Origin of the sequence: Bosea sp. 685 (assembly GCF_031884435.1) — a bacterium.
Lineage (GTDB): Bacteria > Pseudomonadota > Alphaproteobacteria > Rhizobiales > Beijerinckiaceae > Allobosea.
The window spans coordinates 5428824-5443004 of sequence record NZ_CP134779.1 but is presented as its reverse complement, the minus strand read 5'-3'; the positions used below and the strand labels follow the sequence as shown (position 1 = coordinate 5443004).

Sequence of the window (14181 nt, the reverse complement as noted above, 5' to 3'; positions counted from 1 at the left end):
ATGAACGCCCCTTTGAAGCCCGACGCCTTTCGCGTCGGGATTGGTATCCCGCCATTGCCTGAGCCGATCATCCGCTTCGAGCGGGTCGGCAAGGTTTTCGCCGGCCGTCGCGGCCAAAGCGAGGTCGAAGCGCTTGCGGGCGTCGATCTCGATGTGCCCAAGGGCGCGATCGTCGGCGTCATCGGCCGCTCCGGCGCCGGCAAGTCGACCTTGATCCGGCTGGTCAACGGGCTGGAGCGCGCCAGCTCCGGCCGCATCCTGATCGAAGGCGAGGACGTTACCGGCCTGAGCGAGGCTGGCTGGCGGGCGCGCCGCCGCACGACCGGCATGATCTTCCAGCATTTCAACCTGCTCTCCTCGCGCACGGTGTTCGACAATGTCGCGCTGCCGCTGGAGATCGCCGGCACGCCCAAGGCGGAGATCACGGCCCAGGTCGAGCGCCTGCTCGATCTCGTCGGCCTTGCCGACAAGCGCGAGCGCTATCCAGCCGAGCTCTCCGGCGGCCAGAAGCAGCGCGTCGGCATCGCCCGTGCGCTCGCGACCGAGCCGAAGGTGCTGCTCTGCGACGAGGCGACCTCGGCGCTCGATCCTGAGACGACGCAATCGATCCTGGCGCTGCTCAAGCAGGTCAACCGCGAGCTCGGCGTCACCATCCTGCTGATCACTCACGAGATTCCCGTGATCAAGGAAATCTGCGACCGCGTCGCGGTGATCGAGGGCGGCCGCATCGTCGAGGAGGGCGACACCTTCTCCGTGCTGACGCAGCCCAAGCACCCGACCACGGCGCGTTTCGTCGAGGCGGTGACCGGCGTCGATCTACCGGCTCATCTCGCCGGCCGTCTTCGCACCGAGCCGCGATCGGGCGACGCCGCGGTGCTGCGCATCACCTTCACCGGCGAGAACGCGACCGCCCCGGTGATCAGCCGGTTGAGCTCGATCATCGGCGTCGACGTCAACATCCTGGCCGGGCGCATCGACGCCATCGCCGGCAGGCCCTTCGGCAGCCTGCTGGTCTCGGTGCCGGGGCGCGAGCCTGAACTCGGTGCCGTGCTCGGCGCGCTGAAAAGCCTCGAACTCAAGGTGGAGGTCATCGGCCATGTCGCCTGACATCATCCGGCTCATCCTCCAGGCCACGGCCGACACGCTGACCATGGTCGCGGTCGCGGCTGGGATCGGCACCTTGCTGGGATTGCCGCTCGGCGTCTTCCTGGCGACGAGCAAGCGCGGCGAGCTGTTTGCCGCGCCCTTCGCCAACGCGGTGCTCGGCGCGCTCGTCAACGCCACGCGCTCGACGCCCTTCATCATCCTCGTCGTTGCGATCATTCCGTTCACGCGCTTGCTGGCGGGAACCTCGATCGGCACTGCGGCCGCGATCGTGCCATTGACGGTCGCCTCCACCCCCTTCATCGCGCGGTTGATCGAGGGCGCGATCCGCGAGGTCGATCAGGGGCTCGTCGAGGCCGCCCGTTCGATGGGCGCGACGCCGGTTCAGATCGTGCGCAAGGTCTTGGTGCCCGAGTCGCTGCCCGCTATCGTGCTCGGGCTCACGCTCGCCATCGTCAGCCTGCTCGGCTTCTCCGCCATGGTCGGCGCGGTCGGCGGCGGCGGGCTCGGCGATCTCGGCATCCGCTACGGCTACCAGCGCTTCATGCCCGATGTCATGGCCGCCGTCGTCGCCGTCCTGATCGTCCTGGTCCAGACTGTCCAGAGCATCGGGGACAGGCTTGCTCGCCGCCTCAACAAGCGTCTGCGCCACGCCTGAACCCTAACCAGCCCTTATCCTAAGGAGCGGCCTTCAGGCCGCGTCTCGAAGGATGCTCCAGCTATCTCCGGAGCCTCCTGAAGCATCCTTCGAGACGCCGCTGCGCGGCTCCTCAGGATGAGGGCTGAGATTTTCGATCCGCAATCCCAAACACAACCAAACACGCACAACCAAAGGAACCCATCCCATGTCCATCATCACCCGTCGCGCTACGCTGGCAGCCTCTGCCGCTCTTGCCCTGACGCTGACTGTTCCGGCGCTCGCCCAGCAGACCCAGCTCGTGCGCATCGGCGCCTCGCCCGGTCCCCATGCCGAGATTCTGGAGAAGCTGAAGCCGCTCGTCGCCAAGCAGGGCATCGACCTCAAGATCATCGAGTTCTCCGACTATGTCGTGCCGAACCAGGCGCTCGACGCCGGCGAGCTGGAGGCCAACTCCTTCCAGAACCAGCCCTATCTCGACAACCAGGTGAAGGATCGCGGCTACAAGATCGTCAGCGTCGGCCTGACCGTGAACTTCCCGCTCGGCATCTATTCGGCCAAATACAAGAGCTGGGGCGAGGTGCCGGACGGCGCCACCATCGCCATCCAGAACGACCCGACCAATGGCGGCCGCTCGCTCCTGCTGCTGCAGGACAAGGGCATCATCAAGCTGAAGGACGGCGTCGGCTTCAAGCCGGGCCCGGCCGACATCGTCTCGAACCCGAAGAAGCTGAAGGTCATCGAGATCGAGGCGGCGCAGACCCCGCGTTCGCTGGCTGACGTGGCCGCCGCCGCGATCAACACCAACTACGCCGTCGACGCCAAGATCGAGCCGACCTCGGCGATCCTGCGCGAGGACCCGAAGGGCCCTTACGTCAATCTCATCGCGGTCCGCGCCGCCGACAAGGACAAGCCCTGGGTCAAGACCCTGGTCGACGCCTATCACAGCCCCGAGATCAAGGCCTTCGTCGCCGAGCGCTTCAAGGGCGCGGTGCTCGCCGGCTGGTAACCCTTCCTCCCCACCTGGCCCCGATCGCGGTCAGGCACCTGCCCCGGATGCGTGCATCCGGGGCTTTTTCGTATTGGGGCAAGGCCGTGCCGATTACGCCGCGAGCCTGCCTGTCGGGATGGCCGCCGAGCGCTTCAGGCCGATCACCTCGAGCTCCGTGATCACAGCGACGGCCGCGGCCTGCGCCAGCACGAAGGCGATGCCGAGCCCGCTTGGCTGGAACCAGCCCGCGACCAGGATCGCGATGCTGTCGGCGACCCAGAGGATGTTGACGCCGATCACGGCATGGACGGCCAGGCGCGGCAGGGTTTCGCGAGCGCAGAACCAGGCGAGCAGCGCCGCACAGGGCAGCAGCACGAGGCCGGCTCCGCGCAGGAAGCTTGTGGGGAAGCCCAGCAAGCCAGAGAGCGGACCGGCCGCCATGGCAAGCAGCAGGCCGGTGGCGGCGCAGGCGGCGGCGTCTGCGGCAAGGGCGTTGCGCAGGAAGCGCGAGGATTGGATCATGGACATCGCTCTGGTCTCCTTGGTTGTGGCCGGGGCGGTCTTGAGCCGCCCGGGCCGTGGTCGATGGAGGCCATGCTGACGGGATCGTGTCGGCGGGTCGATTAAGCGCGAGGTAATTGAAAACGAGCCGCTCTCGGATAGGTTTTGCGCCATGAACAAGCATCATCAGCCCATGGTCGGCTCGCTCATCCGCGATTGGCGACAGTTGCGCCGGCTCAGCCAGCTCGATCTCGCGCTCGAGGCCGAGATCTCGCAGAAGCATCTCAGCTTCCTCGAAAGCGGCCGCTCGCAACCGAGTCGCGACATGGTCCTGCTGCTCTGCGAGCATCTCGGCGTGCCGCTGCGCGAGCGCAATGCGCTGCTGCTGGCGGCGGGCTATGCGCCGGTCTATCTGGAGCGCGCCCTGGAAGATCCCGGCCTGCAGGCGGCGAAGGCCGCGATCGACCTCGTGCTCAAGGGCCACGAGCCCTATCCGGCGCTGGCGGTGGACCGCCACTGGACGCTGCTCGCCGCCAACGCTGCGATTGCGCCGCTGCTTGGCCTGATCGCGGATGCCGATCTGCTGCGGCCGCCCGTCAATGTGCTGCGGCTCTCGCTGCATCCGGCCGGACTTGCCCCGCTCATCGTGAATCTGGGGGAGTGGCGGATGCATCTGCTCGCGCGCCTGCGCCAGCAGATCCGGGCGACGGCCGATCCGGTGCTGGCCGATCTCCTGGCCGAATTTCTGACCTATCCGGCGCCCGTCCAGCCTGCTCGCAAGGGCCACGCGCAGGAGCTCGAAGCCGAGCCAGCCATCGTGGTGCCGCTGCGACTGCAGCTGGGCGAGACGGTCTTGTCCCTGATCTCAACGACGACGGTTTTCGGCACGCCGGTGGACATCACGCTGTCGGAGCTGGCGCTGGAGACCTTCTTCCCGGCCGACGCTGCGACCGGTGAAGCTTTGCGCGCAATGGCGACGCAAAGCGCCTCCAGCGCGCCGCCGGGCACATCTTGAGCTCTCGAAAATTCCCGGGAACCTTCCTTACGCCCGCTGGTTTCCTCGTCTCAAGCCGCAAGGACGGCGCGAATTAGAGAGAAGGATCGAGACGATGGGCAGCACTGCCGATAAGATCAAGGGCCTGGCCAATGAGGCCGCCGGTAACGTCAAGCAGGCAGCCGGCAAGGCGCTGAACAAGCCCGGCCTGGAGGCCGAGGGCATGGCTCAGGAGCGCAAGGGCGAGGCTCAGCAGGCGCTCGGCAAGGGCAAGGACGCCGTCAAGAAGGTGATCGACAAGGTCTGATTGCGGTCAGGCTTCGATCGAAGAACGGGCTGCCGGAAGGCGGCCCGTTTTTGTGTGTGCTTTACCGCTGCCCGTCATTGCGAGCACCCGGGTCTTGCCTTCGGCAAGCCCGAGTACAGGCTCCGCGAAGCAATCCAGGGGCCGCCGCGCTCTACGAGACCGGATTGCTTCGCTGCGCTCGCAATGACGTCGGGGTCAAGCCGCGCCGCCGAGCCCGCCCAGAAAGTCCTTCACGCGGCCGAAGAAGCCGGCGGCTTCGGGGTGGGTCGAATGCGAGCTCTCGCGCTCGAATTCCAGCAGCAATTCGCGCTGGCGGGCGGTGAGCTTCTGCGGCGTCTCGATCAACACCTGGATGTAGAGATCGCCGACCTCGCGCGAGCGCAACACGCTCATGCCCTTGCCCTTGAGGCGGAACTGCTTGCCGGTCTGCGTGCCCTCGGGGATCTTCACCCTGGCCTGCTCGCCTGTCAGCGTCGGCACCTCGATCTCGCCGCCGAGCGCAGCCGAAGTCAGGCCGAGCGGCACGCGGCAGAACAGATCGGCGCCGTCGCGCTGGAAGATCGCGTGCGGCCTGATCGAAAGGAAGATGTAGAGATCGCCCGCCGGTCCGCCGCGCAGGCCGGCCTCGCCCTCTCCGGCAAGCCGGATGCGCGTGCCGTCCTCGACGCCGGCCGGGATGTTGACGGCAAGCGTGCGCTCGCGCGTGACCCGGCCCGCGCCCTGGCAGATCTTGCAGGGGTCGTCGATGATCTCGCCGCGGCCATTGCAGGTCGGGCAGGTGCGCTCGACCGAGAAGAAGCCCTGATTGGCGCGCACCCGGCCATGGCCGCCGCAGGTCGGGCATTGCCGCGATTTGGAGCCCGGCTTGGCGCCGGAGCCGGAGCAGGCCTCGCAGGCGATCGAGGTCGGCACGCGGATCGAGGCGTTCTTGCCTGCAAAGGCGTCCTCCAGGCCGATCTCGAGATTGTAGCGCAGATCGGCGCCGCGCTCGCGGCCATTGGCTGCGCGCGCGCCGCCGCGTCCGCCGCCCCTGGCATCGCCGAAGAAGGAGTCGAAGATGTCCGACATGAAGTCGGAGAAATCGGGATTGCCGCCGCCCCCGCCGCCATTCTCGAAAGCCTGGTGGCCGAAGCGGTCATAGGCCGCGCGCTTCTGCTCGTCGGACAGGACCTGATAGGCCTCGTTCAGTTCCTTGAACTTGGCCTCAGCTCCCTTGTCGCCGGGATGACGATCAGGATGGCACTGCATCGCCTGCTTGCGGAAGGAACTCTTCAGCTCCGCATCGCTAGCGGTCTTGGAGACGCCGAGGATTTCGTAATAGTCGCGCTTGGACACGGGTTAACGCGCTCCGTCTTGTTTTGGAGAGCGTCGGAGGGCAACCGCGAACATCAAAGTGAGGAGCGAGAGCCAACCGACGATTTGCATGAGAGCGGAGAACCATGTTCTTCCCTCGTCAATCAAGCGAATTGATTGCTTGGGGCTTCCCATTCTGGCGATTGAAACGCTTGTCCCAATCAGCGGCGGATCAAATTCAGATGCCGGGACGATCGCCGAGGCAATCTGCTTATGCCCCGCGAGTTCGTATTCGAGAGTTATCTGCTTCTGCCTTGTGACCGTGTAGATACTGATGTCGTTTGCCTTGGCTTGTTCTTCTACCGTTGCGCAATCGACAAAGTAGATTCCTTTTCGGCGGCTCAAGAAAGTCCGATAGTTGATGTTGCATCCTGAGATTTCAGAGACAACGGTCGCGGTCTGCCGGTTATTATATTCCACAACGCTGATTAAAACCCAGACCAGTGTTGGAATTCCCATAATAAGGGCGCCAACAGCAATAAAATAAATCGGTTGAAATCCCTGATGTCTAGGCTTTGCGGGAGTGTCCGTGATCATGTTGTGGGCGGACCATGACGATGGCTATCTCTAGTCGGCGGGCTATCCAACACGAATAATCTTGAGGCAGAGGGGCATTCGCCCCTCTGCCTAGGTCGTGCAATCAGGCGCTCTTCTTCTTGTCGCCCTTGTCGTCGCTGACGTCCTTGAAGTCGGCGTCGATGACGTCGTCCTTCTTGGCTTCAGCCGCATGCTCGTCGCCGCCATCGGCCGCCGCGGCGCCCTCTGTCTGGCTCGCCGCATACATGGCCTCGCCCAGCTTCATCGAAGCCTGCATCACATCCGTGGTGCGCGCCGAGATGGTCTCGGCGTTGTCTTCCGCCAGGGCCGCCTTCAGCGCGTCGAGCGCGGTCTCGATCGCCGTCTTGTCGGCGGCCGTGACCTTGTCGCCATAGTCCTTCAGCGACTTCTCGGTCGAGTGCACCAGGCTCTCGCCCTGGTTCTTGGCCTCGACCAGCTCGCGGCGCTTCTTGTCCTCGCCGGCATTGGCCTCGGCATCCTTGACCATCTTCTGGATGTCGGCCTCCGACAGGCCGCCAGACGCCTGGATGCGGATCTGCTGCTCCTTGTTGGTGGCCTTGTCCTTCGCCGTCACCGAGACGATGCCGTTGGCGTCGATGTCGAAGGTCACCTCGATCTGCGGCATGCCGCGCGGAGACGGGGGAATGCCCATCAGGTCGAACTGGCCGAGCATCTTGTTGTCGGCCGCCATCTCGCGCTCGCCCTGGAAGACCCGGATCGTCACCGCCTGCTGATTGTCCTCGGCAGTGGAGAAGACCTGGCTCTTCTTGGTCGGGATCGTGGTGTTGCGGTCGATCAGGCGCGTGAACACGCCGCCCAGCGTCTCGATGCCGAGCGAAAGCGGGGTCACGTCGAGCAGGAGCACGTCCTTGACGTCACCCTGCAGCACACCGGCCTGGATCGCGGCGCCGATGGCCACGACCTCGTCCGGGTTGACGCCCTTATGCGGCTCCTTGCCGAAGAACTGCTTCACCACTTCCTGGACCTTCGGCATGCGGGTCATGCCGCCGACGAGAACGACCTCGTCGATCTGGCCCGCCGAAAGACCGGCATCCTTGAGCGCCTTCTTGCAGGGCTCGATGGTGCGCTGGACCAGATCGTCGACCAGGCTCTCGAACTTGGCGCGCGAGAGCTTGATGGCGAGATGCTTCGGCCCGGAAGCGTCAGCCGTGATATAGGGCAGGTTGATTTCGGTCTGGGCCGTGGTCGAGAGCTCGATCTTGGCCTTCTCGGCGGCTTCCTTCAGGCGCTGCAGCGCGAGCTTGTCCTTCTTCAGGTCGATGCCCTGCTCACGCTTGAACTCATCGGCGAGATATTCGACGAGGCGCATGTCGAAATCCTCGCCGCCGAGGAAGGTGTCGCCATTGGTCGACTTCACCTCGAAGACGCCGTCGCCGATCTCGAGGATCGAGACGTCGAAGGTGCCGCCGCCGAGGTCATAGACCGCGATCGTGCCGGCCGACTTCTTGTCGAGGCCATAGGCCAGCGCTGCCGCGGTCGGCTCATTGATGATGCGCAGCACTTCGAGGCCGGCGATGCGGCCGGCATCCTTCGTCGCCTGGCGCTGGGCGTCGTTGAAATAGGCCGGGACCGTGATGACGGCCTGGGTGACCGGCTGGCCGAGATAAGCCTCCGCGGTCTCCTTCATCTTGGTCAGCGTGAAGGCCGAGATCTGCGAGGGCGAATAGTCAGTGCCGTCGGCCTCGACCCAGGCGTCGCCGGCAGCCGCTTTCTTGATCTTGTAGGGGACGAGATGCATGTCCTTCTGCGTCATCGGATCGTCGAAGGTCCGACCGATCAGGCGCTTGATCGCGAAGAAGGTGCGCTCGGGGTTGGTGACAGCCTGGCGCTTGGCCGGCTGGCCGACGAGGCGTTCGCCGTCATCGGTGATGGCCACGATCGACGGCGTGGTGCGGGCACCTTCCGAATTCTCGATGACCTTGGGTGTAGAGCCTTCCATGACCGCGACGCAGGAGTTTGTCGTGCCGAGGTCGATACCAATAACTTTACCCATGGAGGGGATCCCTTTTAAATTGAGCAGATCGCCGGCCCGCGACGCCTGAGCGCCGCCTTCCGGCCCATGGACCGGGCCGCCCCCGCCTGCTGCGGCGAGCGAAACCGGCATTCCACGTCGAGCGGTGATGAAACCGCCTCTTGGCGGCGTATATAGTGAGGGTGTTCCCGCCCTTGCAAGACACGAGAGCCGATTAAGAATCTGGCGCCGTCGCTATGGCCGGGCTCGGTCGCGACGGGATCATTCCCAGCCGGTGTTGCGCTTGTGTCCTTGCGTGCCGGCGCGGCCCCCGTCATTCAAGGCGGAATGCCCAAGCTTTTTTCGGGCTTGCCGAGCTTTCATTGGACTTGCCAAGCCTTCGCTCGGTCGAGTCTTCGCTCGGTCGAGTCTTCGCTCGGTCGAGTCTTCGCTCGGTCGAGTCTTCGCCAGGGTTGTGACGTGAACCGACATCTGCGCCTTGCCACGAGCCTTGCCCTGCTCGCCCTTGCCGGCGGGACGACGCTCGCTTGCGCCCAGCCGCTGCAATTGCCCGGCGCCCAGCCGCTGAACCAGGCCGGCGCCCATCAGGCCGCGCCGCCTGCCTCCGGCGGCGGGCCAGTGACACCGCGCGCCCATGTGATGCCGGCGATCAAGGTCGCGGGCGAGGAGGCGATTATCGGCCGGACGCTCAGGCGCAATGGCGGCTTCGGCGAGGCGGTCTTCGAGAAGACCGCGGCCGGCTACGGGCTGAAGCTCAACGCGGAGGGCTTCCAGGCCAGCAATCTGGTCGAGCCTTGCGCGATCTCGTTCGGCGATGCGCCGGTGCCGCTGACATCGCTGGGAAGACCCGCCGGCGTACCGCGCTACAAGCTCGAGGCCTCGATCTGCCCGATCGTCTTCGACGTGCTCGACGGTGCTTTCCTCGTGGTCGAGCCGGCGCAGCCCTGCGTCGTCGAGGCCGCTGCCTGTCGGATCGATCCGCGCGGCCTGTGGGGGCCGGATTCGCGCACGCTCGTCTCTCGCGCCAAGGAGATCGAATCCGCGCGCGGCACGGCTGAGAGGGCGGTGCGCGAGGGCTATCGGGTGCTGGGCGCCAAGGGCGATGCGGTCGACCAGCGCGCCATCGCGCGCGAGCAGGCGAGCTTCTCGGCCGAGCGCGAACTGACCTGCCGCGACTTCCAGCGCGAGGGCTCGCTCGGCTTCTGCGGCGCGCGCGTCACCGAGGCGCGGGCGGCATCGATCCGGGCGCGTCTCGGCATCACCAGCGAGCCGAAGCCGGCCGCTAAGCCCAAGCCGCGTCCAAAGCCGGCCCCGTTGCCGCTCACGCAGACGCAGTAACTCGGGCGCTGATGGTCCGTTCTGTCGGACATCGATCAGCTATTTCCCAAGCGCTTGGGTTTTGATAGAGTAGGACATGCCGACTGTCCTGCGCTTCGATGGCCTTCGCGTCGTGATCTATCCAAACGATCACCGCCCTTCGCATGTTCATGTCAGGGGCGCGGATGGTGAGGCTGTTTTCTTCCTGCACTGTCCCGACGGTCCGCCGGAACTGCGCGAGAGTTATGGTTTCAAGCGAACGGATCTCGGCCGGATCGCGTATCGGATTGCCGCCGCGCTGGCGGAACTTTGCACCGAATGGAGCAAGCATCATGGTGATGTCTGAGAGTGATTTCAAACAGGCGGAAAGCCGCATGCGGGCGCTGCGCGAAGCCGGCCATGTCGTCTCGGCCCGCTACGATCGGCGGAGCTCGCGAATCGTCTTGAAGCTGAACACCGATATCCAGCTTGCGATACCGGTGCGAAGGATCGAGGGTCTTGCAGAGGCCTCGGCTGATCATCTGGCTGAGATCGAGATCAGCCCGGCTGGGCTTGGCCTGTTCTGGCCGCAGCTTGATGTCGATGTCTACCTGCCGGCCTTGCTGCAGGGCGTGTTTGGCTCTCGAAAATGGATGGCGGCGCAACTAGGCGCTTCGGGCGGGCGCATGCGCTCGGAACCGAAAACGGCGGCGGCACGACAAAATGGTCAAAAAGGCGGGCGACCACGCAAGATCTCGGCCGCATAGATCGCGTCGCATTCGGACGGCTCAGCAAAGCTGCGGGAGCCGGTAGTTGATTTCGTCTGCGCTATCGGGAGAAGTCCGGCGGGAAACAAACGCGCTGTCATTCCGGGCGCAGCGAAGCAGAGATCCGGGATGTCGCGCGGGTTCGGTCAGCGTCACCTCTCGACCGCCGCCCGCAATGCCCGCGTCGCGCCCTCGACATCGTCAGTCCCGAACATCGCACCGATTACGGCGACCCCGTCCGCGCCGGCGGCCATCACCGAGGAGGCGTTGGCCGCATTGATGCCGGCGATCGCTCCGACCGGGAGCGGGCCCAGCGCCTCGGCTGCCTGCCGCCGCAGCGCGGTGTAGCCGTCGAGGCCGAGCGGGATGTCGGCATCGTCCTTGTGCTGCGTGGCGAAGACCGGGCCGATGCAGGCATAGTCGATGCGCGCGGAGGCGAGGTAAGGCAATTCCGAGGCTTCTCCCAGCGTCGCGCCGATGATCGCGGTCTCGCCGAGCAGGCGGCGGGCGTCGGCAAGCTCCATGTCGTCGGCGCCCAGATGCACGCCCTCCGCGCCGGCCGCCAAAGCGACATCGATGCGGTCGTTGATCAGCAGCGGCACGCCGGTGCCGGCGAGCGCAGCATGGATCGCTCGGGCCTCGCGCACCATCTCGCGCGTCGAGGCGTGCTTGGCGCGGTACTGGATCAGCGTCGCGCCGCCTTTGGCCGCTGCCCGGGCGAGGTCGGCAAGCGAGCGGCCCCTGGCGATCTGCGGATCGACCAGACCGTAGAGCAGGATATCGACGCTCAACCCGCTTCTCCCATCCGAGCCCGCAGCGTGGCTTCATCGATGCCCGCCAGCGCGTCGATCAGTTCGACAGCGAAGCTGCCTGGGCCATTGCTGCGTTCGGCGGCGATCTCGCCGGCGATGCCGTAGGCGGTCAACGCCGCCGCCGCCGCCAGGGCCGGGTTGCTCTCGACCGCGCAAGCTGCCGCGATCAGGGCGCCGGCCGCACAGCCGACGCCGGTGACCTTCGTCATCAGGGGGTGGCCATGCGCGACCGAGAACGCGCCGGACGGACCTTCGATGCGGTCGATCTTGCCGGTCGTGACCAGCGTCAGATTGTGCTCGTGCGCGGCTCGGAGCGTGTCTTCGAGCGCCGCCATCTCGGTCGCGTTGCCGCGCACCACGATGTTGCGCAAGCGCAGCACCTCGCGCGCCACATGCTGGCGCAGGGGCGAGAGCTCGACGAAGACGGGGTCGAAGACCAGCGGCTTGGCCTTGTCGCGCGCCACCTCGAGCAGCTTGGGAATGGCGAGCTCGCTCTCGGCGTTGATCGTGCCGATATTGATCAGGATCGCGCCCGCGCCATCGGCCATCGCCGCGACCTCGTCGACATGGATCGCCATCGAGGGAATCGCCCCGAAGGCGAGCAGCATGTTGGCCGTGATGTTCTGCGCCACCGTATTGGTCAGGCATTGCACGCGCGGCCGCTGCGCCGTCACGCGCGCCAGCACGGCGGCGACGCGGGCGGCATCAAGATGGGTGACGTCCGTGGTCATGCTCATTCCGCTGCCGGCAGGTAGAGATTGCCGCCCTTCGAGAGAAATTCCTGGGATTTCGCGGCCATGCCCGCATGCCTTTCCGTTTCGATCTGCGCCGCCGCCTGGTCAAGTGCGATGCGCTCGTTCTCGCCCATGGCGAGGACCTCGGCGCGCAGATCCTGCGTGATTTTCATCGAGCAGAACTTTGGCCCGCACATCGAACAGAAGTGCGCAACCTTGTGCACGTCCTTCGGCAAGGTTTCGTCGTGATAGGCGCGGGCGGTGTCGGGGTCGAGTGCCAGGTTGAACTGGTCTTCCCAGCGGAAGTCGAAGCGTGCGCGGCTGACCGCATCGTCGCGGAGCTTGGCCGCCGGATGACCCTTGGCGAGATCGGCGGCATGGGCCGCGATCCGGTAGGTGATGACGCCGGTCTTGACGTCGTCGCGGTTGGGCAGGCCGAGATGCTCCTTGGGCGTGACATAGCAGAGCATGGCGCAGCCGAACCAGCCGATCATCGCAGCCCCGATCCCTGAGGTGATGTGGTCGTAGCCCGGCGCGATGTCGGTGGTCAGCGGTCCAAGCGTGTAGAAGGGCGCCTCGCCGCATTCGCGCAATTGCTTGTCCATATTCTCCTTGATCTTGTGCATCGGCACATGGCCGGGGCCCTCGATCATCACCTGGCAGCCCTTGTCCCAGGCGACCTTGGTGAGCTCGCCCAGCGTCTCAAGCTCGGCGAACTGGGCACGGTCATTGGCGTCAGCGATCGAGCCCGGACGCAAGCCGTCGCCGAGTGAGAACGAGACGTCATAGCGGCGCATGATCTCGCAGATCTCGTCGAAACGCTCGTAGAGGAAGCTTTCCTTATGATGCGCCAGGCACCAGCGTGCCATGATCGAACCGCCGCGCGAGACGATGCCGGTCACCCTGGACGCTGTCAGCGGCACATAGGGCAGCCTGACGCCGGCATGGATGGTGAAGTAGTCGACGCCCTGCTCGGCTTGCTCGATCAGCGTGTCCTTGAACACCTCCCAGTCGAGCTTGACCGGGTCGCCGCCGACCTTCTCCAGCGCCTGGTAGATCGGTACGGTGCCGATCGGGACAGGCGAGTTGCGCAGGATCCAGGAGCGGATGTTGTGGATGTTGCGCCCGGTCGACAGGTCCATGACCGTGTCGGCGCCCCAGCGGATCGCCCAGACCAGCTTCTCGACCTCTTCGGCGGCGCCGGAGGTGACGGCGGAATTGCCGATATTGGCGTTGATCTTGACCAGGAAGTTGCGGCCGATCGCCATCGGCTCGAGTTCCGGGTGGTTGATGTTGGCGGGAATAATGGCGCGGCCGCGCGCGATCTCGCTGCGCACGAATTCCGCCGTGACGAATTCCGGCACGCTGGCGCCAAAGCTCTCGCCATCGGCATGGCGCTCACGGGCGCCTTCGAGCATGGCGGCGCGGCCAAGGTTTTCGCGATGCGCGACATAGATCATCTCGGGAGTGATGATCCCGGCGCGGGCGAACTCGAACTGCGTCGCCATCTGGCCGGGCTTGGCCGTCAGCACCGATCGCTCAGCCGGGCAGGCCGGCACCAGGTTCTCGGGCGAGATGTTGCCATTGTCGGCGGCGGTGACCTCGCGGCCGGCAATGGCGTCGAAATCGCGCGCGTCAAGCCAGGCGCGGCGTGGCTGCGGCAGGCCCTGGTTCAGGTCGATCCTGGCATCGGTCTCGGTGAAGGGCCCCGACGGGTCGTAGATGCGCACCGGTGGCTCTGCGTCGGTCGTCAGCACGACTTCGCGGAACGGCACCCGGATCGACGCGTCCTCCGGCGTCGGCACATAGATCTTGCGCGAACCGATGATCGGGCCGGTGGTGACGCCGGTCGGTGCACCAAACTTGGGCGCGGTCTTGATGCTGTTCTTGGCGGGCTTGGTGTGGGCATTCATGGGGGATCTCCTCCTTGGTCCAAGGTTCAGGAGATCCGGCGTCGAAGCGGTCTAGCGCTGTGATGCGGATGCGGGTCGTCTCGCGCCGCGTTCCAGTCCCTCCGCCGGTATGACCCGGATCAGGTTCGATGGGTTCGGCCTGGACGGCCATCTCAGCTCTTGCGAGCACCCCTCGGAACGGCTGGGAAGTTAGGCGTGATAGCGCCGGTGCGCAACCGGCA

At 65.7% G+C, this 14181-nt stretch carries 15 protein-coding genes and 1 riboswitch; of the genes, 8 read left to right on the top strand and 7 right to left on the bottom strand.

The genetic code is table 11. The annotated features are described in order from the left end of the window. From RMR04_RS26685 to RMR04_RS26675, 3 genes are all read left to right on the top strand, one after another. Nucleotides 1–1107 carry a methionine ABC transporter ATP-binding protein gene (locus RMR04_RS26685; protein ID WP_311911552.1) on the top strand — a complete coding sequence of 369 codons (1107 nt, stop codon included), beginning with the start codon at nt 1–3 and terminating at the stop codon, nt 1105–1107. Then, nucleotides 1097–1762: a methionine ABC transporter permease gene (locus RMR04_RS26680; RefSeq protein ID WP_311911551.1), complete on the top strand. Its 666-nt coding sequence runs from the start codon at nt 1097–1099 to the stop codon at nt 1760–1762. The genes RMR04_RS26685 and RMR04_RS26680 overlap by 11 nt, the downstream gene beginning before the upstream one ends. 187 nt (nt 1763–1949) lie before the next feature. Further along, entirely contained in the window at nt 1950–2750 is an 801-nt protein-coding gene (locus RMR04_RS26675; RefSeq protein ID WP_311911550.1) for a MetQ/NlpA family ABC transporter substrate-binding protein, read from the top strand. Nucleotides 2751–2843: 93 nt separating this feature from the next. Here RMR04_RS26675 and RMR04_RS26670 read toward each other — a convergent pair whose 3' ends face one another. Further along, nucleotides 2844–3260, bottom strand: coding sequence for a hypothetical protein (locus RMR04_RS26670; protein WP_311911549.1), 417 nt, complete (start codon nt 3258–3260; stop codon nt 2844–2846). Nucleotides 3261–3405: 145 nt separating this feature from the next. On the opposite strand from RMR04_RS26670, the gene RMR04_RS26665 reads away from it, so the two are divergent. Together RMR04_RS26665 and RMR04_RS26660 are read left to right on the top strand one after the other, a co-directional pair. After that, nucleotides 3406–4248 (top strand): MmyB family transcriptional regulator, encoded by an 843-nt coding sequence (locus tag RMR04_RS26665; protein WP_311911548.1) that lies wholly within the window; start codon nt 3406–3408, stop codon nt 4246–4248. A 94-nt stretch (nt 4249–4342) separates the two neighbouring features. Continuing rightward, nucleotides 4343–4534 (top strand): CsbD family protein, encoded by a 192-nt coding sequence (locus tag RMR04_RS26660; protein ID WP_311911547.1) that lies wholly within the window; start codon nt 4343–4345, stop codon nt 4532–4534. Between the two features lie 195 nt (nt 4535–4729). Here RMR04_RS26660 and dnaJ read toward each other — a convergent pair whose 3' ends face one another. The 3 genes from dnaJ to dnaK all read right to left on the bottom strand — a co-directional run bounded on the left by dnaJ (nt 4730) and on the right by dnaK (nt 8459). Further along, nucleotides 4730–5869 carry a molecular chaperone DnaJ gene (dnaJ, locus tag RMR04_RS26655; protein WP_311911546.1) on the bottom strand — a complete coding sequence of 380 codons (1140 nt, stop codon included), beginning with the start codon at nt 5867–5869 and terminating at the stop codon, nt 4730–4732. 3 nt (nt 5870–5872) lie between these two features. Then, nucleotides 5873–6424 carry a hypothetical protein gene (locus tag RMR04_RS26650; protein WP_311911545.1) on the bottom strand — a complete coding sequence of 184 codons (552 nt, stop codon included), beginning with the start codon at nt 6422–6424 and terminating at the stop codon, nt 5873–5875. Between the two features lie 103 nt (nt 6425–6527). Further along, nucleotides 6528–8459 (bottom strand): molecular chaperone DnaK, encoded by a 1932-nt coding sequence (dnaK, locus tag RMR04_RS26645; RefSeq protein ID WP_311911544.1) that lies wholly within the window; start codon nt 8457–8459, stop codon nt 6528–6530. Between the two features lie 438 nt (nt 8460–8897). On the opposite strand from dnaK, the gene RMR04_RS26640 reads away from it, so the two are divergent. The 3 genes from RMR04_RS26640 (at nt 8898) to RMR04_RS26630 (ending at nt 10501) form a co-directional block, all read left to right on the top strand. Next, nucleotides 8898–9776: a hypothetical protein gene (locus RMR04_RS26640; protein WP_311911543.1), complete on the top strand. Its 879-nt coding sequence runs from the start codon at nt 8898–8900 to the stop codon at nt 9774–9776. Nucleotides 9777–9852: 76 nt separating this feature from the next. Beyond that, on the top strand, nt 9853–10101 hold the full coding sequence (locus RMR04_RS26635; RefSeq protein ID WP_311911542.1) for a DUF4160 domain-containing protein: 249 nt from the start codon (nt 9853–9855) through the stop codon (nt 10099–10101). 97 nt (nt 10102–10198) lie between these two features. Beyond that, entirely contained in the window at nt 10199–10501 is a 303-nt protein-coding gene (locus tag RMR04_RS26630) for a DUF2442 domain-containing protein (RefSeq protein WP_311911541.1), read from the top strand. A gap of 152 nt (nt 10502–10653) precedes the next feature. Here the strand turns inward: RMR04_RS26630 and thiE are convergent, their stop codons facing one another. From thiE to thiC, 3 genes are read right to left on the bottom strand one after another with little or no spacing between them, the layout of a single operon-like run. Beyond that, a complete protein-coding gene (gene thiE, locus RMR04_RS26625; RefSeq protein WP_311911540.1) occupies nt 10654–11292 on the bottom strand; it encodes a thiamine phosphate synthase in 639 nt (212 codons plus the stop codon). Then, complete coding sequence (locus tag RMR04_RS26620; protein ID WP_311911539.1) at nt 11289–12044, bottom strand: hydroxyethylthiazole kinase; 756 nt, start codon at nt 12042–12044, stop codon at nt 11289–11291. The genes thiE and RMR04_RS26620 overlap by 4 nt, the downstream gene beginning before the upstream one ends. Nucleotides 12045–12046: 2 nt before the next feature. Further along, nucleotides 12047–13960, bottom strand: a complete 1914-nt coding sequence (gene thiC / locus RMR04_RS26615; protein ID WP_311911538.1) for a phosphomethylpyrimidine synthase ThiC — start codon at nt 13958–13960, stop codon at nt 12047–12049. Between the two features lie 78 nt (nt 13961–14038). After that, a riboswitch (TPP riboswitch) is annotated at nt 14039–14143 on the bottom strand. Nucleotides 14144–14181: the final 38 nt, after the last annotated feature.

Coding starts and splice junctions, on each gene's coding strand:
- RMR04_RS26685 (WP_311911552.1), top strand. CDS start 1: ATGAACGCCCCTTTGAAGCCCGACGCCTTTCGCGTCGGGATTGGTATC.
- RMR04_RS26680 (WP_311911551.1), top strand. CDS start 1,097: ATGTCGCCTGACATCATCCGGCTCATCCTCCAGGCCACGGCCGACACG.
- RMR04_RS26675 (WP_311911550.1), top strand. CDS start 1,950: ATGTCCATCATCACCCGTCGCGCTACGCTGGCAGCCTCTGCCGCTCTT.
- RMR04_RS26670 (WP_311911549.1), bottom strand. CDS start 3,260: ATGTCCATGATCCAATCCTCGCGCTTCCTGCGCAACGCCCTTGCCGCA.
- RMR04_RS26665 (WP_311911548.1), top strand. CDS start 3,406: ATGAACAAGCATCATCAGCCCATGGTCGGCTCGCTCATCCGCGATTGG.
- RMR04_RS26660 (WP_311911547.1), top strand. CDS start 4,343: ATGGGCAGCACTGCCGATAAGATCAAGGGCCTGGCCAATGAGGCCGCC.
- RMR04_RS26650 (WP_311911545.1), bottom strand. CDS start 6,424: ATGATCACGGACACTCCCGCAAAGCCTAGACATCAGGGATTTCAACCG.
- dnaK (WP_311911544.1), bottom strand. CDS start 8,459: ATGGGTAAAGTTATTGGTATCGACCTCGGCACGACAAACTCCTGCGTC.
- RMR04_RS26635 (WP_311911542.1), top strand. CDS start 9,853: ATGCCGACTGTCCTGCGCTTCGATGGCCTTCGCGTCGTGATCTATCCA.
- RMR04_RS26620 (WP_311911539.1), bottom strand. CDS start 12,044: ATGACCACGGACGTCACCCATCTTGATGCCGCCCGCGTCGCCGCCGTG.
- thiC (WP_311911538.1), bottom strand. CDS start 13,960: ATGAATGCCCACACCAAGCCCGCCAAGAACAGCATCAAGACCGCGCCC.